The organism is Streptomyces sp. NPDC006430, assembly GCF_040612395.1.
In the GTDB taxonomy this organism is placed as follows: Bacteria; Actinomycetota; Actinomycetes; order Streptomycetales; family Streptomycetaceae; genus Streptomyces.
The window spans coordinates 600,127-626,507 of the sequence record NZ_JBEXQA010000002.1; the positions used below are offsets into that span (position 1 = coordinate 600,127).

20 protein-coding genes are annotated in these 26,381 nt (G+C 68.8%); 15 read left to right on the forward strand and 5 right to left on the reverse strand.

The window, feature by feature from the left end; translation table 11 throughout:
- The first annotated feature begins 19 nt into the window (after nt 1–19).
- Genes ABZZ20_RS05900 through ABZZ20_RS05910 form a run of 3 tightly spaced genes read left to right on the forward strand, consistent with a single transcriptional unit; the run spans nt 20 to nt 6,440 of the window.
- Nucleotides 20–2,011 carry a class I SAM-dependent DNA methyltransferase gene (locus ABZZ20_RS05900; RefSeq protein ID WP_356867113.1) on the forward strand — a complete coding sequence of 664 codons (1,992 nt, stop codon included), beginning with the start codon at nt 20–22 and terminating at the stop codon, nt 2,009–2,011.
- Nucleotides 2,008–3,252, forward strand: coding sequence for a hypothetical protein (locus ABZZ20_RS05905; RefSeq protein WP_356867115.1), 1,245 nt, complete (start codon nt 2,008–2,010; stop codon nt 3,250–3,252). Before ABZZ20_RS05900 ends, ABZZ20_RS05905 begins: the two co-directional genes overlap by 4 nt.
- Nucleotides 3,249–6,440, forward strand: coding sequence for a type I restriction endonuclease (locus ABZZ20_RS05910; RefSeq protein WP_356867117.1), 3,192 nt, complete (start codon nt 3,249–3,251; stop codon nt 6,438–6,440). Before ABZZ20_RS05905 ends, ABZZ20_RS05910 begins: the two co-directional genes overlap by 4 nt.
- A gap of 60 nt (nt 6,441–6,500) precedes the next feature.
- On the opposite strand, the gene ABZZ20_RS05915 is transcribed toward ABZZ20_RS05910, so the two are convergent.
- Nucleotides 6,501–6,767: a DUF397 domain-containing protein gene (locus tag ABZZ20_RS05915; RefSeq protein ID WP_356867119.1), complete on the reverse strand. Its 267-nt coding sequence runs from the start codon at nt 6,765–6,767 to the stop codon at nt 6,501–6,503.
- Nucleotides 6,764–7,618, reverse strand: coding sequence for a helix-turn-helix transcriptional regulator (locus ABZZ20_RS05920; protein ID WP_356867121.1), 855 nt, complete (start codon nt 7,616–7,618; stop codon nt 6,764–6,766). The genes ABZZ20_RS05915 and ABZZ20_RS05920 overlap by 4 nt, the downstream gene beginning before the upstream one ends.
- Before the next feature lie 110 nt (nt 7,619–7,728).
- Between ABZZ20_RS05920 and ABZZ20_RS05925 the strand changes: the two genes are divergently transcribed.
- The 4 genes from ABZZ20_RS05925 (at nt 7,729) to ABZZ20_RS05940 (ending at nt 14,372) form a co-directional block, all read left to right on the forward strand.
- Nucleotides 7,729–8,229 (forward strand): ATP-binding protein, encoded by a 501-nt coding sequence (locus ABZZ20_RS05925; RefSeq protein ID WP_356867123.1) that lies wholly within the window; start codon nt 7,729–7,731, stop codon nt 8,227–8,229.
- Nucleotides 8,230–8,355: 126 nt separating this feature from the next.
- Nucleotides 8,356–9,933: a protein kinase gene (locus tag ABZZ20_RS05930; RefSeq protein WP_356867125.1), complete on the forward strand. Its 1,578-nt coding sequence runs from the start codon at nt 8,356–8,358 to the stop codon at nt 9,931–9,933.
- Nucleotides 9,934–10,008: 75 nt separating this feature from the next.
- Nucleotides 10,009–12,198, forward strand: coding sequence for an AIPR family protein (locus tag ABZZ20_RS05935; RefSeq protein WP_356867127.1), 2,190 nt, complete (start codon nt 10,009–10,011; stop codon nt 12,196–12,198).
- Between the two features lie 41 nt (nt 12,199–12,239).
- A complete protein-coding gene (locus ABZZ20_RS05940) occupies nt 12,240–14,372 on the forward strand; it encodes a UvrD-helicase domain-containing protein (RefSeq protein ID WP_356867129.1) in 2,133 nt (710 codons plus the stop codon).
- Between the two features lie 322 nt (nt 14,373–14,694).
- Here ABZZ20_RS05940 and ABZZ20_RS05945 read toward each other — a convergent pair whose 3' ends face one another.
- Nucleotides 14,695–17,448, reverse strand: coding sequence for a PKD domain-containing protein (locus ABZZ20_RS05945; protein WP_356867131.1), 2,754 nt, complete (start codon nt 17,446–17,448; stop codon nt 14,695–14,697).
- Between the two features lie 759 nt (nt 17,449–18,207).
- Between ABZZ20_RS05945 and ABZZ20_RS05950 the strand changes: the two genes are divergently transcribed.
- Entirely contained in the window at nt 18,208–18,615 is a 408-nt protein-coding gene (locus tag ABZZ20_RS05950) for a GntR family transcriptional regulator (RefSeq protein ID WP_356867133.1), read from the forward strand.
- A 26-nt stretch (nt 18,616–18,641) separates the two neighbouring features.
- A complete protein-coding gene (locus ABZZ20_RS05955; RefSeq protein WP_356867135.1) occupies nt 18,642–19,196 on the forward strand; it encodes an HD domain-containing protein in 555 nt (184 codons plus the stop codon).
- On the opposite strand, the gene ABZZ20_RS05960 is transcribed toward ABZZ20_RS05955, so the two are convergent.
- Both ABZZ20_RS05960 and ABZZ20_RS05965 read right to left on the reverse strand, forming a co-directional pair.
- Nucleotides 19,189–19,662, reverse strand: coding sequence for an NUDIX domain-containing protein (locus tag ABZZ20_RS05960; protein WP_356867137.1), 474 nt, complete (start codon nt 19,660–19,662; stop codon nt 19,189–19,191). The genes ABZZ20_RS05955 and ABZZ20_RS05960 overlap by 8 nt on opposite strands.
- A gap of 2 nt (nt 19,663–19,664) precedes the next feature.
- A complete protein-coding gene (locus tag ABZZ20_RS05965; protein ID WP_356867139.1) occupies nt 19,665–20,405 on the reverse strand; it encodes a helix-turn-helix transcriptional regulator in 741 nt (246 codons plus the stop codon).
- Between the two features lie 849 nt (nt 20,406–21,254).
- On the opposite strand from ABZZ20_RS05965, the gene ABZZ20_RS05970 reads away from it, so the two are divergent.
- The 6 genes from ABZZ20_RS05970 to ABZZ20_RS05995 all read left to right on the forward strand — a co-directional run bounded on the left by ABZZ20_RS05970 (nt 21,255) and on the right by ABZZ20_RS05995 (nt 26,381).
- Nucleotides 21,255–21,575 (forward strand): hypothetical protein, encoded by a 321-nt coding sequence (locus ABZZ20_RS05970; RefSeq protein WP_356867141.1) that lies wholly within the window; start codon nt 21,255–21,257, stop codon nt 21,573–21,575.
- Nucleotides 21,572–22,216, forward strand: a complete 645-nt coding sequence (locus tag ABZZ20_RS05975; RefSeq protein ID WP_356867143.1) for a GGDEF domain-containing protein — start codon at nt 21,572–21,574, stop codon at nt 22,214–22,216. Before ABZZ20_RS05970 ends, ABZZ20_RS05975 begins: the two co-directional genes overlap by 4 nt.
- Nucleotides 22,216–23,316 carry a conjugal transfer protein gene (locus tag ABZZ20_RS05980; protein ID WP_356867145.1) on the forward strand — a complete coding sequence of 367 codons (1,101 nt, stop codon included), beginning with the start codon at nt 22,216–22,218 and terminating at the stop codon, nt 23,314–23,316. Before ABZZ20_RS05975 ends, ABZZ20_RS05980 begins: the two co-directional genes overlap by 1 nt.
- On the forward strand, nt 23,313–23,705 hold the full coding sequence (locus ABZZ20_RS05985; RefSeq protein WP_356867147.1) for an RRQRL motif-containing zinc-binding protein: 393 nt from the start codon (nt 23,313–23,315) through the stop codon (nt 23,703–23,705). Before ABZZ20_RS05980 ends, ABZZ20_RS05985 begins: the two co-directional genes overlap by 4 nt.
- Nucleotides 23,706–23,799: 94 nt before the next feature.
- Nucleotides 23,800–25,959: a cell division protein FtsK gene (locus tag ABZZ20_RS05990; RefSeq protein ID WP_356867149.1), complete on the forward strand. Its 2,160-nt coding sequence runs from the start codon at nt 23,800–23,802 to the stop codon at nt 25,957–25,959.
- 140 nt (nt 25,960–26,099) lie between these two features.
- Nucleotides 26,100–26,381, forward strand: coding sequence for a hypothetical protein (locus ABZZ20_RS05995; protein WP_356867151.1), 282 nt, complete (start codon nt 26,100–26,102; stop codon nt 26,379–26,381).

Here is a 26,381-nt window from a genome sequence, read left to right on the forward strand (position 1 = left end):
AAGGAAACCGGGGAACCCCTTGAACAGCAGTAAGCACACGGAACTGGCGAACCACGCCTGGTCCGTCGCCGACCTCCTGCGCGGCGACTACAAGCAGTCCGACTACGGCAAGGTCATCCTGCCGTTCACGGTGCTTCGCCGACTGGAATGCGTCCTGGAGCCGACCCGGGAGCAGGTCGCGGAGACCGCTGCCGAGTACGAGGGCCAGGACATCGACCCGGACTACTGGCTGCGCAAGGCCTCGGGCCACTCCTTCTACAACAGGAGCGACCTGACCCTGAAGAAGATCGCCGGGGACCCGCAGAACGCTGCGGAGAACCTCCATATCTACGTCGGCGCCTTCTCGGAGAACGCCCGGGAGGTCCTGGATAAATACGAGTTCTCCCAGCAGATCAAGCGGCTGGCCACGGCGGACCTGCTCTACCAGGTCATCGGCAAGTTCACCGACCTGGACTTGCACCCGGATGTCGTGCCCAACCACAACATGGGCTACATCTTCGAAGAGCTGATCCGACGCTTCGCGGAGCAGTCCAACGAGACGGCCGGTGAGCACTTCACCCCGCGTGAGGTCATCAAGCTGATGGTCAACCTGCTGATCGCGCCCGACGGGGACGCGCTTCAGGTGCCGGGCGTGGTGCGTACGGTCATGGACCCGGCGTGCGGCACCGGCGGAATGCTGTCGGCCGCCGAGGAGCACATTCGGTCGCTGAACCCGGACGCCACGGTGGAGGTCTACGGCCAGGAGCTCAACCCGGAGTCCTGGGCCATCTGCCGGTCCGACCTGATGATCAAGGGGCAGGACCCGGAGCACATCGCGTTCGGCAACTCCTTCAGCGACCCCGCCCACCGCCGGGAGAGGTTCGACTACCTCTTGGCCAACCCGCCGTTCGGCGTGGAGTGGAAGAAGGTCAAGGACGAGGTCGAGTACGAGCACAAGCACATGGGCGAGGCCGGCCGCTTCGCCGCCGGCTTGCCGCGCATCAACGACGGCTCGCTGCTCTTCCTCCAGCACATGATCTCGATGATGAAGCCGGTGGACGTGAAGGGCGGTGGCGGCTCCCGCATCGCCATCGTCTTCAACGGCTCCCCGCTCTTCACGGGTGCGGCCGGTTCGGGCGAGTCCGAGATCCGCCGCTGGATCCTGGAGAACGACTGGCTGGAGGCGATTGTTGCCCTCCCGGACCAGCTCTTCTACAACACCGGCATCTCCACGTACTTCTGGATCCTCACCAACCGCAAGTCCCCCGACCACAAAGGCAAGGTCGTCCTACTGGACGCGCGCGACCAGTTCCAGAAGATGCGCAAGTCACTCGGTGACAAGCGCAAGGAACTGGGCAAGCAGCACATCGCGACCGTGACGCGCCTGTACGCGGAGGCCATCCAGGCCGCGGCGGACCCGAACCACGAGCTCCACGCCAAGGCCAAGGTCTTCGACAACGCGGCCTTCGGCTACCAGCGCATCACGGTCGAACGCCCGCTGAAGCTCCGCTTCGAAGTCACAGAGGAGACGCTCACGGCCCTGGCGACGGCGAAGCCGGTCCAGAAGCTGGCGGACGCGGAGCCGTTCGTGGCCGCCATTCGCACCCTGCTGGGCGCGTCGTGGTCCAAGAAGTCCGATGCGCTGGTGGCCCTGAAGGACGCGGTGGTCGCCGCTGGCCTGTTGTGGCCGACGGGCGCGCCGTTCGCGAAGGCGGTCCGCGACACGATCGGCGTCCGCGACCCTGGCGGCGAGGTCCAGAAGATCAAGGGTGAGCCGGAACCGGACACGGAGCTGCGGGACTACGAGAACGTCCCGCTGGGCGACGACGTCGAGGACTACCTGAAGCGCGAGGTCCACCCGCACGTCCCGGATGCATGGATCGACCACACGAAGACGAAGATCGGCTACGAGATCCCGTTCACGCGGCACTTCTACGAGTACGTGCCGCCGAGACCGCTGGCGGAGATCGACGCGGAGCTGAAGGCGGTGGAGGCTGAGATTCAGTCCTTGCTCACGGAGGCTATGCAGTGACTGCGATTCCAGGTTTGGGAGACGTTCCCTCCGGCTGGCTCACCGAACGGGCTAAGTGGCTGCTGAGCCGTCAGCGCAGGAGCGTCCGCCCGGAAGATAAAATCGTCACCGCCTTCCGCGACGGACAGGTCACACTTCGAGATAATCGACGCACCGACGGATTCACCAATGCCATTCAGGAGATTGGCTATCAGGGTATCCGAGAGGGTGACCTCGTCGTGCACGGAATGGATGGATTCGCCGGAGCCATTGGCGTATCTGACTCGGACGGCAAGGCATCTCCAGTCGTCCACGCATACCAACCAGCCGAGAATATGGACGTGCGGTTCGCGGCCTATGCACTGCGGACCATGGCACTGAATGGCTATGTCGCCACCCTCGCCAAAGGGATTCGCGAGAGGTCAACTGCTTTCGACGGTGCTGCGCTCGCCAATGTGGTGCTACCCGTACCATCATTGGATGAACAGCGTCGCATAGCTGACTTCCTTGATGTCGAGGCTACCCGTATTGATTCTCTAAATAAGAGCTATCGGCGTCTTAAGGGCCTGGCGATCGAACAGTCGCAGGCGGCCATTGACGCCGAAATTGAGAAGTGTCGCGATCTAATCCCGTTCCGCTACGTGGTGCGCTTCAGAGAAGGCCCCGGGATTATGGCTGCAGATTTTCGTGACGAAGGTGTTCCACTCGTCCGAATCGCAGGTCTCCAAGGTGGGCAAGTTACTCTAAACGGCTGCAACTTCCTTGATTCCGAGAAGGTGTCGCGACAGTGGTCCCAATTCTGCCTCAAGCTGGGCGACCGGCTGATCAGTGGCAGTGCAACGATGGGTGCCGTATCAGTCGTGGCCGATCTGCAGGTTGTGGGAGCAATTCCGTATACAGGCCTCATTATCCTGCGGCCTGCGCAATCACAGACGAACATGGAGTACGTCGAGGCGTTTCTCTGCTCTTCGTTTTTCTCTCGCCAGATCGATGTCCTCAAGACCGGGGCAGCCATGCAGCACTTCGGTCCGACGCATCTCGCACAGGTTCGATCCCCGCTGCCATCTCCTGCTGATCAGCGGCGTATCGCCAAGAATGCGAAGGTGGCGCTCTCCCATGCGCGGCGTGCAGGGAGTTTGGCTGATCGGCAGATCAGGCTGCTTGCCGAGCGCCGCCAAGCCCTCATCACCGCCGCCGTCACCGGTCAGTTCGACGTATCCACTGCCAGCGGACGCAACGTCACGGAGGGAATCACTGCATGAACCCCGGCCCGGTCTATAGTGAGTCCGCGTTCGGCGAAGCGATAGTCGCCGCCATGACCGCGCGTGGCTGGCGCGAGGTCAGCCCCGCCGGCTATCAGCCTGACCTCGGCCTGGACACTGAGGAACTCTTCGAGTTCCTCGGCGAGACCCAGACCGAGGAGTGGCACGAGCTGCGCACCGTCTACGGCGACCCCGCCGAGGCCCGGCGTGGCTTCGCCCGTCGCCTCGACCAGGCCATCGCCAACGACGGCTTGCTCCACGTCCTCCGCAACGGCGTCAAGGACCGCGGAGTACTCCTCCGCGTCGCCTACTTCAAGCCAAACCTGGTCGCCGACCCCTCCGTCCTCGACGGCTACCGCGCCAACCGCCTCACCGTCGTCCGCGAGCTTCCCTACGCCACGAAGCAGCTCGACTGGAACAACCGTCTCGATCTGACCCTGTTCCTCAACGGCATTCCCGTGGCCACCGCCGAGCTCAAGAACCCGCTCACCGGCCAGGGCGTCGAGCACGCCAAGGAGCAGTACCGGACCGACCGCGACCCTACCGAGTTGATCTTCACCCGCCGGGTCATCGCGAACTTCGCCGTGGACCCCGACCTGGTCTTCGTCGCGACCGCGCTCAAGGGCAAGAACACCCGCTTCCTGCCCTTCAACACCGGGTCCGAGGGCCCCGGCCGCCCCGGCGGCGCCGGCAACCCCGCCCCCACCGCGTACGGCCAGTACTCGACCTCCTACCTCTGGGAGCAGGTCTGGGAGCGGGACAACTGGCTGGACCTCCTCCAGCGGTTCGTCCACCAGCAGAAGTCCAAGACCTCCGGCGGCGGCACCACCCGCACCACGATCTTCCCGCGCTACCACCAGTGGGACGTGGTCAAGAAGCTGACCGCCGACGCTGCCACGCACGGTGCCGGTCAGAACTACCTGATCATGGCCTCGGCCGGGTCCGGCAAGTCCAACACCATCGGCTGGCTCGTCCACCGCCTCTCCGACCTGCACGCGGACAACGACCCCCGCACGCTGAACACCGAGGCCCTGTCCGCCGGCTTCATCAAGCCCGGCGCGCCCGTCTTCGACAAGGTCATCGTCATCACCGACCGCCGGAACCTGGACGCCCAGCTCCGCGAGACGGTCGGCGGCTTCTCCCAGACCGACGGCCTGGTCGTCAAGATCGACGAGAAGCACGGCGCCAAGAGCGAGCAGCTCGCCCGCGCACTCTCCCGCGACACCGGCAAGATCGTCACCGTCACCCTGCACTCGTTCCCCGCGCTCCTGGACTACCTCAAGCGCAACCCGACCGAGATCAAGGGCACGACCTTCGCGATCGTCATCGACGAGGCCCACTCCTCCCAGTCTGGCGACGCCGCGACATCCGTCCGGGCCGCCCTGCGCGAACTCGGCCTCGACTCCGACTCCGACGACGCCGGCGCGACCACCGTCACCGTCACCGACAAGCTCAAGAAGAAGGCGCTGGAACGCTCCCGGGCCGCGAACCTCTCCTACTTCGCCTTCACCGCCACCCCCAAGTCCAAGACCCTCGAACTCTTCGGCACTCCGGACCAGGTGGACGGCAAGGCCGCCTACCGCCCCTTCCACACGTACTCCATGCGCCAGGCCATCGAGGAAGGCTTCATCCTCGACCCGCTGCGCAACTACGTCACGTACAACACGTACTGGAAGCTGGTGAACCAGAACCACGACGAGCGCGAGGTCGACCCCGCCAAGGCGAACTCGCTCCTCGCCCGGTACGTGCTCACCCACGACTCGACCGTCTCCCAGCACGCGCAGGTGATCGTCGAGCACTTCGTCGCCCACACCAGGGGCCGGCTCGGCGGGCGTGCCAAGTCCATGGTCGTGACCGCCTCCCGGCATTCCGCCGTCCAGATGGCCCGCGCCATCAAGAGCTACATCAAGGACCGCGACTACCACACCAGGTACCCCGACCTGGGCGTCCTGGTCGCCTTCTCCGGCTCACTCACCATCGACGGCGAGGAGACCACCGAGCCGAAGGAGAACGGGGGTCTTTCCGAGACCGCCCTGCCCAAGGCCTTCGGCTACACGCGCGCCGATGACAAGGCGGTCAAGGCCGGAGCGAAGGGGCAGCCGGAGTACCGGATCCTGGTCGTCGCCGAGAAGTACCAGACCGGCTTCGACCAGCCCCTGTTGACGACCATGTACGTCAACAAGACGCTGACCGGCATCGCGGCCGTCCAGACCCTCTCCCGTCTGAACCGCACCGCCGAACGCAAGGCACAGGCCGACCTCGCCGTCCTGGACTTCACCAACGAGGCCGAGGACATCAAGGACGCGTTCCGCCCGTACTTCGAGGAGGCGAACACGCTCCCCTCGGACCCCAACCTGCTCTACACCGCCCAGAGCCGGGTCATGTCCGCACCGATCATCTCCGAAGCGGAGATGGACGAGTTCGCCGCCGCCTACTTCGAGGCGAAGGAGAAGGCCGCCGGCTCGCAGGCCAAGTGGGAGAAGCTGCACGCCGAGCTCTACCGACGGCTGTCCCCAGCCGTCACCCGCTACGAGGCCCTGCGCGACAACGACGAGGACGAGGACGAGGTCAAGACGGCCGAGGACTTCCGCGCCGACCTCATCGACTACGTGCGCAAGTACGGCTTCCTCGCCCAGATCGTGCCCTACCACGACCCCGACCTGGAGCGGCTCCACCTCTACGGCCGCTACCTCCTCACCCGGCTGCGCGGGCGCACGGACGGGGGCGTCGACATCGGCGATGTGGACCTCAGCCACCTGCGCGTACAGAAGACCGGCGAGCATGACGTCTCCCTGAGCCCGGAAGGGCCCGCGACGATGCCGGGCTTCGGCGAGGGACCGGGCGGCGCCAAGGAGGCCGAGAAGTCCCTTCTGTCCGAACTGATCGAGAAGTTCAACGCCAAGTTCGGCACGGACTTCACCGACAAGGACATCATCCGGCCCTTCGAGGAGGCGAGCGCCGACGCCAAGGTCCGGGCGGCGGCCGTCGTCAACGACGAGGAGAACTTCGGCAAGGTCTTCGACAAGGTCTTCGCGGACAAGATGGCCGACCACATCGAGTCCATGGCCGGTCTCGGCCGCCAGTACTTCGGCGCCGATCGGAACTTCAAGTCCAGCCTCGACCGCAGCGCCCGCCGCGCCGCGTGGCGGATGATCCGCCGCGAGGAGGGCGTGGACGACGCCGCGTGACGCACCGGCCTGGGCCCGCGTACACCGTGGCGGTGTACGCGGGCCTTGTGCCGCGATCGGCTACGCCTGTGGCCCGGCGGCCAGCTCCACGAACCCGGCCCAGGCGGCGGGGCCGACGGTCAGTACGGGGCCGCTGAGCTGCTTAGAGTCCCGGACGTGGATGTTGCCAAGCGTGGTGGCCACCTCGACGCACTCGCCGCCGCCGCCGCCGCTGTAGCTGCTCTTCCGCCAGGCGACCTCGACGCACTGACCGCCTTCGCCGCTGCTGTAACTGCTCTTGAACCACGCCAGGTCCGGCAGACGCGGCTCGGGCATCTTGTCGTTCATCTCTCTCCCAGCAGTTTTTCGATGAAGGCCAGGGATTCGCGCGGCGTCAGCGCCTGCGCCCGCAGGATGCCGTACTGGGCTTCCATTTCCCTGACCGTCGCGCGGTCGGTGTAGAGGCGGCTGTGTTTCTGCACCTCTACGTAGGCGATCCTGCGCCCCTCGCTCGTCTCGATCAAGGTGAAAGGGCCTGCGAGTCCGCTGTGTTCTTCGCGTTCGTTGGGCATGACCTGGATCTCGACATTTCGACGTTGGCCGTGCAGCAGGACCTGTTCCAGCTGGCCCCTCATGACCTCTCGGCCTCCGATGGGTCGTGTCAGCACCGACTCCTCGATAACGAAACTGAGCGTCGGCAGCCTCCGACGCGAGAAGATCTCCTGACGCCCCAACCGTGCTGACAGCCTCTGCTCGATGGTGTCTTCGTCCAGCAATGGGCGCCGCATCCGGAAGACTGCTCGCGCGTACTCCTCGGTCTGCAACAAGCCATTGACCACGTGAGTGTCGTAGACGTGCAGCTCAACCGCCTCCGCCTCAAGCCGGGCCGCATCCCGGAAGAACGCAGGGTACTGCGCCCGCGCCACCTCTTCCTTCAGCACCTTGAGCATGCCGCCCGCGTCCAGTACCTCGTCCGCCTTGTCGATGAACCGAGGCGGCGGGATCCGCCGCCCCTGCTCGAAGGACGCCACCGACTGCGGCGCGTACCCCACCAGCTTCCCGAACTCCGGCCGCTCCAGCCCGGCCCGTGTCCGCAGCAGCTTCAACTGCCGTCCGAACGCCGTCACCACGCCCTGACCCGGTTCGTCCTCCGGGCGCTGCCCCACAGGCTCCCGCTCGGCCTCGTCATCGTCCCGCACCGCCGTCACCCTTCCGCGCACGTACACCGCACCGCCCACCCGCGTACAAGCGGAACGCGACGGCGCGTCACCCCTGGTCACGCTACGCCACCACGGCCCACCGTGGAGCCATGACGAGCAACCCCGCCAGTACCGCCACCCCCACCCAACCCAGCACACCCGCACACCACTTCGAGATGCGGCTCACCTCCACGCCCCGCGGCGCCCGCCTCGCCCGCGCGCTGTGCGCGGAGCGGCTCCACGCCTGGGGGATCCCGTACGGCACCGAGGCACACGACGCGATCGTCCTTCTCGTGGCCGAGCTCAGCGCGAACGCCGTCCAGCACGGCCGGGTGCCGGGCCGGGACTTCCACCTGCGGCTCACCGTGTCCGCGGAGCCCGTCGCCGCCGTGCGGATCGAGGTGACTGACACCCGTGGCGAGCGGACGCCCGAGCCCGCGCAGCACCTCCCGGGCCCGGACCGCACCGGGGGGCGCGGCCTGCTCCTCGTCGCCGCCCTCGCCGACCGCTGGGGCTGGGGCCCGCGCCCGTGCGGGGCGCCCGGCAAGGTCGTGTGGGCCGAGTGCGACAGGCGAAATCCCGGCGCACAGTCGGTTCTCGGCCAGATGTGACACAGCCTTCCCACCTCCCTGGACGAAGATCGCCGCCCCCTACCACACTGGTCCTGACATGTCGGGCCGGCCGACACCACCTCGGTACGCACGTCGGCGACACGAACACGACGGGGCGGGGGCACGGTGCCGCAGCGGTTGATCGCCGGGCGTTACGAACTTCTGGAAGAGCTCAGCCACGGCGGCATGGGTGACGTCTGGCGCGGCTACGACTCCGTACTCGACCGGCCTATCGCGGTGAAACTGATCCGGCCCCAGGCCGTCACCTCGCCGCAGATGGCGGACGAGCTGGCCAAGCGGTTCCGGCGCGAGGCCCGGATCACGGCCCGCATCCAGCACCCGGGCGTGCCGCAGGTGTATGACGCCGTCCTCGACGACACCCACGAGCACCTGTTCCTTGTCATGGAGCTGGTCGAGGGCGTCCCGCTGTCCGCCTACGTGGACCCGGCCCGGCCGCTTCCGGTGAGCTGGGCCGTGGCCGTGGCCGCGCAGGTGGCCACCGTGCTCTCGCACGCCCACGAGGTCCCGGTGATCCACCGGGACCTCAAGCCGGGCAACGTCCTCGTCGCCCGCGACGGGACCGTGAAGGTCCTGGACTTCGGCATCGCGGCCATCCTGCGCACCGACGCGACCAAGCTGACCGCGACCGGGAGCCCCATCGGGACCTCTCAGTACATGGCGCCCGAGCAGGTCCGCGGCGGCCGGGTCACCCCGCGGACGGACCTCTACGCGCTCGGCTGCGTACTGCACGAGCTGCTCGCCGGGCAGGCGCTGTTCCACGCCGACAGCGAGCTGGCGCTCATGTACCAGCACGTCACCAAGGACCCCACCCCGCTCCGGCGGCTGCGTCCCGAGGTCCCGGCGGCGCTGGAGGAACTCGTCCTGCACCTGCTCCGCAAGGCCCCGGAAGCGAGGCCCGCCGACGTCCAGGAGGTGTACGAGCGGCTGCGGCCCTTCCTCCCCCAGGCCGGCCAGGAACCGGCGCCCGGTGAGAGCGGCCCGGCCGGAGCGCCGGACCCGACCGGGCTGTTCCGCCACCCGTACGCGCCCCGCTCCCGGCCCCGGCCGGCGGTCGCCCAGGCGCCCTCCGGGGAGTCGGCCCCCGCGCCCGTCCCCGTACCGGACGAACTCAGGGCGGACATCAAGGAGGCGTACGCGCACTCCGATGCCCTCCTGGAAGAGGAGCGGTTCGCGCAGGCTGCGGAGGTGCTGAGCGAGGTCATCGAACCGGCCGCCCGCGCCCTCGGCACCGAGAACCGGCAGGTGCTCGACCTGCGCACCCAGCGAGCGGCGATCCGGCTGCTCGGCGGGGACTACCGGGCCGCGCTGCCCGAGTTCACGGCGCTCGCCGACGCGTACGGGCGCATCGCGGGGCCCACGAGCGCGCGGGCCCGCGCCTGCCGTGCCCAGGCCGCCCGCTGCCGCGCCGAACTCGGCCAGGTGACGGAGGCGCTCACGGCACTGGAATCGGTGCTGGCCGTGGTCCGGTCCGTGGACAGCGACGTCAGCGAGGAAGCCATCGAACTGCGCCGTGACATCGGCATGCTGCTGCTCGCCCAGGGCCGCGCGGCTGATGCCCTGTTCGTGCTCGAACCGCTGCACGGCGACCTGAACGTCGTCTACGGGCCCGCGGACGAGCTGACCGCGGAGATCGCCGAGGCCCTGGCACTCGTGCGGCTGGATCTTAACGGTCGGGCGCCCTGAACGCCGTTCGGCGGGCGGTTGCGGGGGCCAGCAAGGTGGCGGGGCCGGTCGGCGCCGCCAAGGGGGGAACGAAGTATGAACGCACAGCAGCCCAAGGGCGGAAAGCCTGACCTGAACACCCAGGTGAGGCAGGTCGGCAACGCCCTCCAGAAGGTGTACGGCGAGCTCCTGGACACCAGCGACCTGGCAGCCAAGCACACAGGGGAGGCGTTCGAGATACGCCGGACCTCCAGGGCCCTGGCCGCGCAGGCCGTGCGGATCGTCACCGGGTTCAGCCCGGAGGAAGCCGCCGCCACCGTCATCGACGGTGACCTCGACCAGGGCATCGATGCGATCGCGGTGGTCGAGGGGGCCAAGCCCCACGTGTACCTCGTCCAGAGCAAGTGGAGCGCGAAGGGATATGCCAAGGGCGACCGCGAAGCCGTACTCGAACTCCTGGCGGGCTTCAGGCTCATCGACGAGGAGAACTTCGCCCCGTTCAACCCGCGGGGACGCAGGCTTGCCGAGTACGCCAAATCCGTCATGGACCGGGGGACCGTCCCGGTCACGCAGGTCGTTGTGATGATGCGGCCCGACATGCCCGGCGACGGCTTCATGCAGGCGATCAAGAACGGGGAGGAGGAGTTCAACCGGTACGGCGACGTCTTGGGCCACCGCATCATCCTGGCTCCGGAGATCTGGGCTTCCGTACGGGCCGACCAGGCGCCCGAGCCGGTGGTCCTGACCGCCGAGCTGTTCCCCTGGTTCGGCATGGGCTCCGACGCGCTGTACGAGTCGTACCAGGGAGTCGTAGACGCCGAGCAGGTCGCCGAATGGGCCGCGGGGTACGGAACGAACCTCTTCAACCTGAACATCCGCAAGCCCCTGGGCCGGACGCCCATCAACAACGCGCTGATCTCCACCCTCATTGAGGAGCCCGCGAACTTCTGGTACTTCAACAACGGAATCACCGTCCTCTGCGACCGGGTCGACAAAGTGGAAAGGTCGGCCCGCGCCCCCCAGCAGAAGCCCCTCATGCTGACGCTGCACAATGCGATCGTGGTCAACGGCGCACAAACCGTGCGGGCCGTGGCCGACGCCCTGGCCAACGACGACGCCGCGGCCGAGGCGAAAATCAGTGTGCGGATCATCGTCACAGACCAGGCCAAGGAGTTCGCCAGCGAGACCACCAGGGCGACCAACCGCCAGAACAGCGTCGGCGACCGCGACTTCATCACCCTCGACCCCGTCCAGGGCGACATCATGGACGAGATGCGGGCCGAACTCGACCTGGAGTACGGCGTCCAGCGCAGCGAAGTCGATCTGCCCGAAGCGTCCGGTTGCACGGTCGTCGAGGCCGCTTGTGCCCTGGCCTGCGCCCATGTCGACAGCCAGTACGCGGCCCGGATCGCACTGTCGCTGGAGCCCTTGTGGGAGCGGGGTCCACAGGGCGTCTACGACGTCCTGTTCCGGCCGAGGCCGAGTGTGTATCTCCTGTGGAACGCTGTCCAGGTGCTGCGCGAGGTGCAGCGCGGCCTTCTCGATCTCCGCAAGCGCTACCAGGGACGCGGGGCAGCACTGACGGAGCATGGCACCTACCTGCTCACCCATCTGGTGTTCCGGCTGCTCGACACGGAGGCCATGGGCGAACCCGATGCCAAGTCGGCATGGGCCGAAGGGGCCACCGGGGCGACGAGGGGACTCGTCGAGCGGCTGCTGCCCGTCACCATGGCCGCGATCGATGAGCTCTTCACGGAGCGCTCGCAGATCCGGGCCGTGTGCTCCGACGCCGACCGCTGCCGCGACCTCACGGCACGCGTGCTCGCCGTCATGTCCGGTGGCGAGGCAGGAGGCCACGCACCGGACAGGTACCGCCTCGTCCGTCCCCAGCGCAAGCGCCGCCGGCCCAACGCCGTGCATGTCCTCGTCGACAAGCGGATCCTGGACGATGGCGAGCCGCTGAGACTCAGTACCGGCTACCCGATGGAGGCCGAAGCCCTGCAGGCATGGCTCGCCGAGGACGACCGGCGCGCCCGGGCGACGTGGGTGAACCACCGGACGAAACCGATCCTCTGGGCGGCCGACGGAGAACAGTACTCGCCCTCCGGGCTGATCACCCGTATGTGGGAACTGGCCGAATGGACGGAGCGGCCCGTCGCGAACCAGGGTACTGCCAGGTGGGCCACATGGGCGGGGAAGACCCTTGCCGACCTGGCTTTGCAGACCCTGGAGGGCCTTGAGGAACCGGAGGAGCCAGGCCCGCAGACTCGTGACGAGACCGGCTGACAGCGTCACCGCGAAAGAACCGTCAGGAGAGACAACCCACCATGCCCCGCCTCGCCTTCGACATCGCCTTCTGTGCCCAGCTCCCCAAACTCCAGGGCACGGTCCGCAAGGGGGTCTTCGACGCCTGGGAGAAGTTCGAACGGCTCACCCTGGAGCAGCTGTTCAAGGACCCCGGCCTGAAGCTGGAGTCGCTCAAAGGCGCCCGCGACCCGCACATCCGGACGATCCGGATCGACCGCGGCACCCGAGGGGTCGTGCTGGCACCCGACAGAGGGGACACGTACGTCCTGCTGCGGGTGCTGCCGCACGACGAGGCCAACGCATGGGCTGTCAAGCAGAAGGCGAGCATCAACACGGTCACCCGGGCCGTCGAGATCCGCGACATCGCCGTCCTGGAGGAGCTCACCCCCGCATACGAGCGGATCGCCCCCGCCCCCGAGCAGCGGCTCTTCGCCAGGTTCTCGGACGGAGACCTCTCGGCCCTCGGCATCGACGGGACGACCCTGCGGCAGGCCCGGGTCCTGACCAGCGCGGAGCAGCTGGAGGCCTTCGCGCCGTTCTTCCCCCAGGACCAGCGGGAGGTCCTGGAGTACCTGGCCGCCGGCTTCACCGTGGAGGACGTGTGGCGCGAGGTGGTCGCCGTCAACCTGGCCGCCGCCGACAGCTCGGAGCCCGTGAACCCCGCCGACTACGAGACCGCGATCCGGCACAGCCGCACCCGCATCGCCCTGGTCACCGGATCGGACGAGCTCCGGGACATCCTCGACAAGCCCTTCGCCGCGTGGCGGGTCTTCCTGCACCCGTCCCAGCACAAGGTGGCCTACCGGGCCTCCTACTCCGGCCCGGCCCAGGTCACCGGAGGCCCCGGCACCGGTAAGACAGTCGTCGCCCTGCACCGCGTGCGCCACCTGCTGGGCCACCTCCGCGACGGCGACCGCATCCTGCTCACCACCTACACCAACGCACTGGTGGCCGCCCTGCGCGCGGGCCTCGCCGAACTCGTCGACGACGGGACGCTCCGGGCGCGGGTGGACATCATGACCGTGGACGCGTTCGCCGGGCGGGTGCTGTCCACCTCGCGCCGGCCCCTGCGCGCCGACGAGGAGCCGGCCCGCTGGCAGCAGGCCGCCCGGGCCGCGGGCTTCACCGGGAGCCCGCAGTTCCTCGCCCAGGAGTACAGGCACGTCGTCCTCGCCCAGAACCTGCGCACGTACGAGCAGTACGAAGCCGCCGAGCGCAAAGGGCGAGGCAGCGCGCTCCCCGTGGCGGCCCGGCCGCCGGTGTGGGGCGCCATCGAGGAGTTCACCGCCCGGCTGGCCTCCGACGGGCTGCGGACCTACCTCGGCACCTGCACGGAGGCCGCGGACCTGCTGGAGCGGACCGGACCGTGCTACCGGCACGTCGTCGTCGACGAGGCCCAGGACCTCCACCCCGCCCAGTGGCGCCTCCTGCGCGCCGCCGCCCCGGTGCGCCCGGACGACCTGTTCATCGCGGGCGACCCGCACCAGCGGATCTACGACAGCAAGGTCTCCCTCAAGGCGGTCGGGATCAAAGTCGCGGGGCGGTCGGCGAAGATGCGCAAGAACTACCGCTCCACGCACGAGATCCTGAGCTGGTCCACCGCGCTCCTCGTCGGACGCCCCTTCGCCGAGCTTGAGGACGAAGCCCGCCACGAAACCCTGCTCGGCTACCGCTCGGCCCTGCACGGGAACGGCCCCGAGACCCATGCGGCCGGTTCCCCGGAGGCGGAGCTGGCAGCGCTCGTCGAGCGCGTCCGCGGTTGGCTTGAGGACGGCATCGCCCCCGGTGACATCGGCGTGAGCGCCCGCTTCAACCGGACCTGCGACCAGGTGGCGGAACGCCTGTCCGCGGCCGGCATCCCCGCCCGGCGGCTGCGGGCGGATCGGCCGGAGGTGGCCGACGCAGTGAACGTCGGCACCATGCACTCCTTCAAGGGCCTGGAGTACCGATGCGTCGCAGTGGTCGGTGTCCATGACGGCGCCGTGCCGTTTCCCAAGGCGGTGACGCCCGTGGACGTCGACCGTCTCCAGCACGAAGCCGACCTGCTGGCGGAACGCTGCCTGCTGTTCGTCGCCTGCACCCGCGCCCGCGACGGCCTGTACGTGTCCTGGGCGGGGGACCCCAGCCCCTTCCTGCTCACGGCCGGGAGGTGAGCAACAACAGACTGGCCCGGTCCCAGGGGGAAAGCCCAGACGGGGAGGTGTGCCGCGCAAGCGCAACGGCAGGTACATGGTGTGCCTTCTGGCGTGAAAAAGAAGGCGCTGACCCGCATTTCTGCTGGTCAGCGCCTCGATGGCACTTCCTGTGAAGTGCCCCCGGCAGGATTCGAACCTGCGCACACGGTTCCGGAGGCCCCGTACGTCTTACGTGTTTCCCCAGGTCAGTGGCCTAGGGTCAGCGTCCTTCGCCCCGCAGGTCCACGAATGGGCTGCAGCTTGCAGGGCGCCGTTCATGCGCTGCCTCGGAACACAGCTACTAGCCCTGGGTGAAGTAGCCGAACACGTCGGTGATCACGTGGTTGCTGCCGCCCCAGCTGTTCCAGATGCTGACCTTGCCGTCCCCGACGGGGGTGATGACATGGTTGGGGACGGTTTCGCCGGGACGGGTGTTGAGGCTGCTGGCGTCCGTGCGGGCGGTCCCGTACCCGTGGATGGTGAGGAAGCCGGCGCCGGTGGTCTCGGTCGCGGTGACGTTCAGGGCCGCGCCGACGGCGTTCGCCGGCAGGCCGGCGACGGTGGTGGTCGCGCCGGGCGCGAGCTTGCCCGTGGTGCGGGTGTCGGCGAGCCGCTTGGGAACGACCGGCGTGAAGAGCGCCCCGCCGCCCCATCCGTGGTAGTAGCCGACCACGTCGAGGACGAGGTCGGTGGAGCCGGCGTTGTTGTAGAGGGTGATGGTGCCGTCCGGGCCGACCGGGACGATGACCTGGTTGGACTTGTCCTTGCCCGGCTCCGGGTTGAGGTTCGAGGTGGTGGGGCGCTTGTCCGCCTCCGGGTAGGCGATCACGTGCGTGTCGGTCGTGGCGCCGGTGCTGGTCAGGTTGAGCGCGACGGCCGCGGCGTCCGGCGGGATGCTCCGCACGCCCGCCACCTTGACGGTCCGGGTCTGGCCGGCGCCCAGCGCGCCGCCCATGGTGCGGGTGTCGGCGAGACGGGTCGGGGTGACCGGGTAGAATCTCTGCCCGGTGTTGGGCTGGTAGTAGCCGACGAAGTCGACGACGACGTGCCCCTGGCCGGAGTTGAGCTGGGCGAGGATCTTGCCGTCGGAGCCGATGGGCACGGTGACCGTGTTGGACGAGGTGCCGCGCGCGCGGACGTTCACGTTCGAGGTCGCCGGGCGCTGCTGGCCCGAGGGCCAGACGTTCAGGTGGGTGTCCTGGGTGGCGCCGGTCACCGTCACGTTCAGGACGGCCGCGGTGGCCCCGCCCGTGTGGTGGGGGCCCGAGCTGTAGTAGACGACTGGTACGGCCACCTGGGCGGCGGTGCCGGCCTGCACCGGGCTGTTGGAGAGACGGGTGTCCAGGACACGGAACGGGTGCACGGGCACATAGCCTGACGCGGCGTACGCAGCCTGCACGGTCCGGCTGACCGTGGAGGTGGCGCCCTTCGCATCCTTGAAGGTCACGGTCACCTTGTAGTCGCCGGGCTGCGCGTAGGCGTGCCGGACGGGCTCCAGCGCGGACACCTGCTCGTGGGCGCCGTCACCGAAGTCCACGTCCACCTGCTGGACCGGCCACGGTGCGACGGCGCTCCGCGGGTCGACCTCCACCGTCAGCGGGGCGACGTACGCCCGGGGGTCCTCGGCGGTCGGCAGGAACGGCTTGGAGGTGAAGCCGGCCGTCAGCGGACCGGGCGCGGTGACCTTGGCCTGGGAGCCGGCGGCGGTCTTCAGCTTGGCCTCGTTGTACACGGTCACCGTGGCCGTGCACTCGCACGGCGAGCTGTAGACGTGCGTGGCGGTGCGCTCGTCGGTGACGACGGGGGCGGAGCCGTCACCGAAGTCGAAGTGGTAGGTGAGCGGGCCGGACCACGCGCTGACCGCGGTGGCCGTCGCCTTCACGGCGGTTCCGGCCGGCGCCCAGGGCTGGTCGAGTTCCAGCCGGACGCTCTCCAGCCAGTTCTGGCCCTCGCGCGAGCCGCGGTCGAGGTACCCGCCGTCCTTGCCGGTGTTGGGCACGCGCAGGTCGTCCACGACCGGATACCCGCGGCTGTCGGTGAGCAGCACCCCGGGCGCGGTCGCGTCGGCGGAGTCCACGGCCTTCGTGCCGGCGTCCTGGGTGGCCGGGAGCACGATGTCGTGCCCGCCCTGGCCCGTCGCGGCGTGGAACGCCGCCTGGTCCTGGTGGGCGGCGCCGCCCCAGGTGTAGACCGTCTGCCCCACCTGGAAGGAGCCGGCGATCAGGTTGTAGTCGGCCCGGGTGCCGGCCGCCGCGCTCTGCGACACCGCGAGGGCGGCGCGTGCCCGAGCGGGGTCGCACGGACCGTTCTGGTACTTGGCGTTGATCACGTTGTTGAACACGGCGGAGCCGGACGAGCTGCCGCTGAGCGAGACGGCCGTGCCGCAGCCGAGTTGGATCGTGTTGTTCGTGACGACGGTGGCGGGAGCGTCCGCGATGGTGAGCGGCTCCTGGTCGTGGCCGAGGATCTCGTTGCGGCCGAGTACGGTGCGCTGGGTGCCGCCCTCGATCCGGACGCCGTAGAGCATCCCCCGGCTGACGCGCACATCCGTGCTCGCGTCGCCGACCACGAGGGCCTCCGCATCAACCGGGCCGAGCGCTCTGACCCGGTCCAGCTCGACGTCGGCGGACCGGTTGACCCGTATACCGCCGTTGACGCCCAGCTCGCGGACCACCACGTGCGAGGCGCCGCTGATGGTGAGCTGCTGGTTGCCCAGGCTCACCAGGCTGCCCGCCGGCCCGTCGGCCACGAAGCTGACCGGCTTGCCCGGTGCGCCGGAGCGGTCGATGGTGACGGCCTCGGCGTACATCTTGCCCGTCTTGATCCGTACGGTCTGCCCCGGCGCCACGACCTTGGCCGCCGCTGAGATGGTGCAGAAGGGCACGGCCTGCGAGCCGGGGCCGCCGTCCGCGCAGGAGGAGCCGGTGTTGTTGTTCACGTAGAGGGTGGGCGGGGCCTCGGCTGCCGCGGCGGACGGAACACCGAGAAGGGTGACGAGACCTGCGGTGAGCAGGACCGTCGCACGAGTGGGACGCACCAGAAGGGTTTCCTTCATGCAAGAAGTGACGTGGAGTCACGCCGGTCGCGGCGCCGCACGACTGGTAGACGTCCTGTTCCCCCAGCGTCAGTCGGGCGCACGCGTACTCGAACAGACGTCGACCATCATCTCTCGTGATCCAGCCGCTGTCACCCGCATTCAGCCACCTCCGGCAGGTGAGGGCGTGAGCATTCGCCCTGCCTCCCGACCGGGCCGCCTCGCCGCTCGCGCGGCGGCCCTACGACCTGTGGCACACCTGCTCCACGAACTGGCCATGCGCGCCATCGTCCCAACCCGCCGTCTTTCGCGCTGGCCGATAACGCAGTGCCTGGGTCGCGGTGCCCGGCTGCTCGCCCAGCACCAAGCTTGGTGCCCACACGCCCCGCACACGGGAGCAGTGAGCAGCAACGACAAAGGCCCGGACTCAGTGGGACTGAGTTCGGGCCTTCATGCTTGGCACTTCAGCTGGTCAGCGACACTTACACACTGCTGGCTGGAGTGCCCCCGGCAGGATTCGAACCTGCGCACACGGCTCCGGAGGGCATGCCAAGGGCACCCCGGAAATGTGCGCTGAACTGGTGTTTCCCTGCCGGGCGCCCCCATCCGGACTGATCTCTATCGCATACCGTGCGCGGGGCACTCAGCGATGGGCGCTGGCGTGCACGCCGGGGCCTCGGCGGGAGGCCCCCAGCGTGCGAAGCTGGGGTGGTTAACCACCGCCGTCAAGGCCCGGGAAAGGGAGGCTGCGTGCCGCAGGCCAGTCCACGAGGAACGTACTTGCTCGTCTCGGAGTCGCTGCGAGCCAGGATCGCTGAGGGACGCTACGCGGACGGTCTGCCGTCCGAGGCCGAGATCGGGCGCGAGTTCGGAGTAGCCCGTACGACCGTGCGGCGGGCCTTGCGCGCCTTGGAGGAGACGGGGGATGTCGCCACCGTCGCCGGAGTCGGCCGGCAACTCCCCGGGGGCGCCGGACGCGCACCGTACGAGCAGATCATGGCGGACCTGTTGAAGCAGATCCGCGAGGGCGCCCTCCCCGTCGGCGCCCGCCTGCCCAGCGAGGCAGCGATGGCCGACACCTACGGTGTTTCCCGCGGGACGGTGCGCCGTGCCGTCCGGGAACTGGAGACGGCCGGGCACGTAAGGGCCCAGCACGGGGTAGGAAGATTCGTCAGCAGCGCCGCCTGAACCCCAACGCCCTCGGAGGCAAATTCATGCAGTTGGCCAAGTGGGCCCATGACCTTGCGGAGTCGCTACTCGCTGAGGCCCTGCCGAAGCGGTGGGCCCACTCGCAGCGCGTCTATTCGCAGGCCTTGACCCTGGCCCCGGCGCTGGGAGAGGACGCCGAACTGTTGGCGGCAGCGGCCATCGCGCACGATGTCGGATACGCCCAGGCCGCCGTCGACACCGGGCAGCACATGATTGACGGGGCCCGGTACCTGCGGGATGTCGTCGGAGCCGATCCGCGCTTGTCCAGTCTCGTGGCCTTCCACACGTCATCGCCGTGGGAGGCGTCCGAGCTGGGGCTGAACGATGCCCTCGCGGAGTTCGGTCCCGCGGAGCCCGATCTGGTGGATGCCATCACCTTCTGCGACCTCACGAGCAGCCCGACCGGCGCCCTGGTCGACCCCGGCGAGCGGTTGGCGGAAGTGCTGGACCGGTACGGCCCCGAACACGTCGTCTATCGAGCCGTCTCCGCGGCCCGTCCCGAGTTGCTGGCGAGGGTGGATCGGGTGAGGCAGCGTAGGGCCGAGTCGGCTCTCAGCTGATCCGGGGGACCGGGGACTCCCGGAAGCCCTCTTCGAGGCGTCGGCGGGTGGTCGGCGACATGTCGAGTGAATCGACTTCAGACCGCGGGACCCATCGGACCTCGAAGGATTCGGAACTCACCTTGATCTCGCCGCCGACTGGCCGGGCGCGAAAGCAGAGCGAGAACTCCTGGCGGACCTCACCGTCCGCGAACGCGATGACATGCCCGGGGTCGGTGAAAATGCCCACCAGGCCGATCACCTCAACGGTGATGCCGGTCTCTTCCCGGACCTCTCGGACGACAGTTCCGGCGATGTTCTCGCCGATCTCCTGAACACCCCCCGGCATTCCCCAGCGCCCGTTGTCCGACCTGCGCTCCATAAGGACGTCGCCCGCGTCGTTGACCACGAAGGCCGTGACTGCGGGCACGATGCTGTTGGCCTTCGGTGCGGAGGGATCGTTGAAGTAGTCGGTGCGGCGGCTCATGGTCACCTTTCGAGGGGAACGGCTTCGGTCCAGACTTTCTCGAAGCTCTGCTGATATGTCGAGACCAGTTCAGCGCCGGCCACTCGGCGCAGGTGGAGAACTGGGGTCAGGGGCGCGCTTACCCCGTACACCTGCGTATTCACCAACCACTCGTCATCTGAGCGGTACAGCGAGTTGTGCAGGGTCGACCTATGTTGGCGAAACTCGATGCCCGGGACTGAGTAGAGCGGGCGGTACAGCTTCATGACCTCGCGGACCTTGTAGGCCACGCCCTCTCCGATCTCCTCTTCCTCGCCGCGGCGCTGGATCTCCGGGCTTTCCGGATCTCCGAGCAGGATGCGTGCCCGGACGCCCTCAGTCGCTTTCAGCTTGAGGAGCTGCGCCCATCGGGGGTTTTCGGCGAGGAATACGCCCGCGTGCACCAGTACGCCGATTTCACGCTCAGCCCTGCCGAACATCTGGAGCCACAGCTCGGCCGGCACGTAGGACCGGTGCGGGTACACCTTCAAGACTTCGGCGTCGGCAGCGTCCTTGCGCTGCGAGTCGGGCAGACCTTCCGGCCACAGGTACGACTCGTCCTCACGCAGCATCGCTGCGATGGCGAGGCGATGGCGGCGGTACGGCGCCCGCCCCTTGGTGATCCAGCGCTCCACGGTTTTGGGGTCCACCCCGACGTGCTCTGCCAGGGCTTCCACGGTGATGCCTTGCGTCAGCATCGCGGATCGCAACCGCTCGTTAGCCATCCCACCCCCAGGGACGTCCAGGGACGTACTCGACCTGCGGAACGTTACCGAGGACGTCCCAAGTCGTCCAGGGACGTGGTGACTTCGTCCCGCCCCTCGGCGGCACTCTGATGGCACATCACACGGAACCCCGGTTGAGCGAGGAGCTTGACAAGCGCGATCAGGGCCGCCACTGTGAGATACACGTTCAAGCATGTATCGCATGTTGATCGGGGCGGATCTCTGCGCTGACCTGCATCGATGCCTGTGACGAGCTGTGCCCGGAGGAAAGCCCGAGGGGGCGAGTACGAAGGCAGCGTCCGTTCCTTAAGAACTCAACAGCGTGCCAAGTGAAATGAGACGGGGCGTGATCCCCGTCCCCATGGCGACGGGCAGTCGTCGGCGGCGACACCTTCTCTTGCGTGCCGGCTCTGGAGAACACCCCGCTTCAAAGGGGGTGCCACCCGGTACGCGCCGCCCTGCTGGCGTCAGAGCAGTGACGATGACGCACCCGACTCCCAGGCTCGGGACCGGCGCGCCGGTGAAGTCTCGTCCCTCCGGCTTGGAGGCTCCTGTGATCCACCGACATCTACGGGCGCTGGCCGTACTGGACCGGTACGGCCGGCCGCGCCCCTCGCGTCACCGCTCAACCGCCCTGCGAGGCATCTCCGGACTTCACCGCCCGGCATTGCTCGCACGGCTCGCTCTCCCTTCCGCGGTGCTCGCAGCGCTGCGGCCGGTTGCCTCCCCCGCCCGTCACGTACGGGCGGGGTGGAGGGGAGCCGCGAAGTTCGGGCTTCACCCCGGGGCGCTGCCTCTCACCACGGACCGAGGCGCCCCGGTTCCCTTCGCTCATCAGGAGAGATCCACATGCGTTCGTACATCGGTCACCACCAGATCGTGAACCCCGCCGAGTTCGAGGAGCTGGCGCTCGGCTTCGATGAACTGCCGCTCGGACTGGACCGGGACCTGTTCCGCGGCCCGCTCACCCCGGAGACCGCCCAGGAGCGTGCGGCCCGTGAGGCGGTGGCCCGGGAAGTCATCGCCGAGCTGGCCGCCTTGGGCGAGGGTGGCGACGAGATCGCCGCGTGGGACGCGCTCTACGCCGACGCGCTCACCCGCACGGTCCCCTTCCTGCGGAGCGCGGCCCGCGACGCCGGCCGTTCCGCCTGGATGGGGGAAGCGGCATGAGCCACACCATGACGGCCCTGTCCGCAGCGCTTCCGCTCATGTCCGGCTGGTCCGTGCACAGCCTGTGGATGCGGCACCGGATCGACGCTGCCCGCCGCGACCCGCTGACCGGCCTGTGGACGAGGGACCCCTTCGAGGACCGGGCCCGCAAGAGCCTGGCCCAGAAGTGCCAGCGCGCGGTGCTCGTCTTGGACCTCAACCGGTTCAAGGAGATCAACGACACCCTCGGTCACGCGGCCGGAGACGCGGTCATTCGCGAAACCGGGCAGCGCCTGGGCTGGTGGGCCGAGGAGCATGCCGGGGTCGCCGGGCGCCTGGGCGGGGACGAGTTCGCCGCCGTCATCCCCGGCTACGGCATCGACAAGCTGCGCGTCGACCTGTTCATGCTGACTGGCCGGCTCAACCAGCCGGTGCCGTTCGACGGCCACTTCATCGAGGTGAACGCCTCGATTGGCGCCGCCTACTACCGCGCCGGCACCGGCGACCTCTCCACCCTGCTGCGCCGCGCTGATGAGCAGATGTACAAGGCCAAGCAGCGCGGCGGAGGCTGGCGCATCGCCCAGCGGCTGACCGTCGCTGCGACGGGCACGGTCAACGGCCGCCGTGACGGCCGTCGCGGCACCACCGGGGAGGCAGCGTGATGGCGACCCGCAAGGCATTGACCAAGGCACAGAAGATCGTGTTGACGGCCGCGTTCGTGCCCATGCTCGCCACTGGTGTCGCCGGCGGGGTGGGGACGTTCAGCAACATCAGCCGCGCCTATGGCTCGGGTACGGCGCTGGGCGCGGTGGCGGCCGGTGAGGGTGCGACCGCCGTTCTGGCGCTGGTGCTGCTCGGGCTGACGATGTTGGGCCAGTCCTCCCCGGGGATCATCCGGGTGGGCTTGTGGGCCCTACCGGCCGCCGCGTCGGTGATGGCCGCGATGGCGGCCGATGACCCGGGCCGCACCGTGATCTACGCCGTGACGCCGATGGGTATGTGCGTGTCGGCCGAGGGCATGGCGTTCCTCGCCCGGCGGATCGTGGTCCACCAGGACGGCCGCGACATCGAGGCGGAAGCCAAGGCCGCCGCAGTTGTGCGAGCGCTCGCCTACCACCGGGCCCGTGCGGCGAACCACCCGCAGGCATGGGTGCGGAAGTCGTCCGACCGGACGTCGTGGAAGCTGGCCCGGAAGGTCGGGTTGGGGGACGCGTCGTTGGGTGCGCGACTCCTGGACGTTCAGCGCGACCGGCTCACCAGCGGTGCGGACGCTGCCCTGGCCGCCATGTTCACCGCGCCCACAAACCAGGATGAAACGTCAGAGTTCACCGTAAATCGGTTGGGGTCTGACCTGCGGGAGTCGGCCCCCGAGGCCCCGCCCGTGACGGCCGAACTCCCCGCCCCCCAGTCGCCCGACCCGGTACCGGTCATCGAGCCGGTGAAGCTGTCCGAGTCGGTTCCCGTAGTCGAGCCAGTTGAGCTTCCCCAATCGGCTCCGGTGAAGTCGGTCGCCGCTGCGGAGTCGGCTCCACGCCGGGCGACCGGTCGGGTACCGAAGTCGGCCCGAACGCCCCGACCGACGCGCGATTCGGATGAGCTGCTGGACGAGGCGAGGTCGGTCACGGCCAACTGGACCGATGGCGAGCTGACGGCCGAGGCCATCCGCAAGGCGGTCCGTACGTCGTCCGCCAACGGCCGTCTCCTGCGCGACACGCTCAAGGCCGAGCGTGTTGTACAGGACGCTGAGGCGACGGCCGCGTGACGGCCAGTCGCCTGTACGACCCGACGGGGGAGAAGTACGGCATCCCCACCTACCCGTGGCGGATGGCCCCCGAGGAGTACGCCACCCGCCGACAGCTCCGGACCCGCGGCTTGCGCCCCGGCGGACAGGACGTCGCGGCACGGGTCCTGTGGCACTCGCGCCGCTACTGGCGCAAGGGCAAGAGCCCGATCCGCGTGGCCTACCTCTACCGCATCGACCTGGCCAAGACGGTCCGGCCGATGACGCCGGCCAAGTGGGCGGCCCTCGCCAAGGCGAACACGGCCCGCCAGATCTGCCCCGAGTGCCGCACCGACGCGGGATACCGCATCCCGGTATCGCTCGGCATGTGCGTGAGCTGCGCCGACGCGCCCCAGCTCGCCGCCTCCTGATCCCACACGACTTCCGCCGCTCAGCGGGCCCCGGACGCCTCGCGCTGTCCGAGTCCCTCTTCCACCCCACTCGCTATGAGGGAGCAGACCCACCGTGTCTGATGTCCACGCCACCGGCCAGAACGAAGAGCCCGAGCGCCCCGGCGCCGAGGTCTTCGACATCACCACCAAACGCCCCGCCAACCCCGCCCCGGCCCCGGCCGCCCCGCCGGCCGACCCGGACGACGATGAGGAGGAGTCGCCCCGACCGAGGCCGGTTGACTCGCCCAACCTGCCGTCGCCGGGCGTCACCACCTACAAGCGGCTCCCGATCATCCCTTCCTGGTTGAAGTCGAAGCCGGGGTTCGTCTCGACCACCCAGCGCGCCGCGAGCAACGCGTTCTACGCCACCGCCTTCCACGGCATCCGCACCCCCTGGTACGCGCTTCAGCTCGGCCTGCTCGCCCCGCGCGGCATGGCCCGCCTGGCCCGCGACACCAACCGGTGGGTGTGGGACGCCGAGGCGGCCCCCCTGAGGGCCTACGAGGTCTACAAGGAGAACACCGCCGAGTACCTGAAGCTGTCGCGGCAGCGGGACAGCCGGGTGCGGCTGCGGACGCTCGTCACCGTGGTGGCGCTCATCTTCGGTACCGGCTTCGGGCTGACCATGTACGTCATGGCCCCCGGCTGGCTCGCCGTGCTGGCCTCGGCCGCGGTACTCACCGCCGGTTTCTGGGGCGCCCCGCAGGACCAGCCGGTGATCGGCCCGGCCGTGCTCAAGACCGAACTCCAGAAGCTGACCGGGACGCTCGTGCTCCGGGCGCTGGACAACATCGGCAACGCGAAGCTGTCGGCCGCCATCAAGAAGGGCGGCGACATGAACGGTCTGCGGTTCACCTCGGAGATCACCCGGGACGGGCCCGGCTACCGCGCCGACCTCGACCTTCCCTGGGGTGTCACCCCCGAGGACATCATGGAGGCCCGCAAGCCGCTCGCCTCCGGCCTGCGCCGCAAGGTCGGCTCCGTCTGGCCGTCCGCCGACCCGACCGAACATGAAGGCCGACTGATCCTGTGGGTGGGCGACAAGCCCATGAACGAGACCAAGAAGCCCGCGTGGCCGCTACTGAAGTCGGGCAGCGTGGACCTGTTCAAGCCGGTCGTCTTCGGCAACGACCAGCGCATGGGCGACGTCGCCGTGACCCTCATGTTCGCGTCCGTGGTCGTCGGGTCCATCCCGCGTATGGGCAAGACGTTCCTCATGCGGCTCTTCCTGCTCATCGCCGCTCTCGACCCCCGCGCTGCGCTGTACGCGTTCGACTTCAAGGGCACAGGAGATTTCGGCGCGCTGGAGCCGGTATGCCACCGCTACCGGGCCGGGGACGATGACGAGGACATCCTCTACGTCCTCGAATCCCTGCGGGAACTCCGTCAGGAGCTGCGGCGCCGGGCCAAGGTCATCAAGTCGCTGCCACGCTCGCGCTGCCCGGAGTCGAAGGTGACCCCCGACCTGGCCAACGACAAGTCCCTGGGGCTGCACCCGATCGTGGCCGCGTTCGATGAATGCCAGGTCCCCTTCGAGCACGACAAGTACGGCGCCGAGATCGAAGAGATCTGCACCGACCTCGGCAAGCGCGGCCCCGCCCTCGGCATGGTGACCCTGTTCGGCACCCAGCGCCCGGACGCGAAGTCGCTGCCCACCGGCATCTCCGCCAACGCGGTGCTGCGGTTCTGCCTCAAGGTCATGGGCCAGCCCGCCAACGACATGGTGCTGGGCACCTCGATGTACAAGGCGGGGTACCGGGCCACGATGTTCTCCCGTACCGACCGCGGCATCTGCTGGATGGCCGGTGAGGGAGACGACCCGCGCATCGTGGCATCCGCGTTCGTGGACGCGCTCGGAGCCGAACAGGTCGTCGTGCGGGCCCGTCGGATGCGCGAGGAGTACGGCAACGTCACCGGCCACGCCATCGGCCAGGAACCCGAGTCCGGCGAAGCAGCGTTCGACCTCCTCGCCGACATCCTCAAGGTTGTGCCGGCCGACGAGGAGAAGGTCTGGAACGAGAAGGTCGCCGCCCGCCTCGCCGCCCTGCGCCCCGAGGTCTACAGCGGCTGGAAGGCCGAGACGGTCACCACGAACCTCAAGCCGCACGGCATCACCGCCCAGGACGTCTGGGGCTCCACCACCGCCGGCAAGGGCACCACCCGACGCGGAATCACCCGCGCCGACATCACCGCTGCCGTCACCCAACGTGACGGCAAGCGGTCCGGGAGCTGACTCGCACCGCTGCTAGACCTAGCGGCCATCGCTGCTAGGTCTAGCACCCCTGCTAGCACGGCGCAGAGGCTCCCATCAGCGATCTCGCACCTAGCAGCCGACCTGCGAAAACACCGGACACCCCGCCCGGAAGGCACCCCATGGCCCTCATCCTCCTTGCTAGCGCCTGCCTGCTCATCGTCACACTCGGTTACGTCAGTCTGTGCGCGGGATCGCCGTTCGGCACCTGCCGCAAGTGCCGTGGCTTCGGCTACGCGATGAAGACCGACCGCAAGGGCCGCCTCAAGCGCGGCAAGCACTGCCGCCGCTGCGACGGCCACAGCAAGCGCATCCGCGTCGGCCGCCACCTCTACAACCTCTGGCTGCACCTCTACCGCGACGCCAACGCCGCCCCGCGCAAGACGTTCGCTCCGAAGGGATAA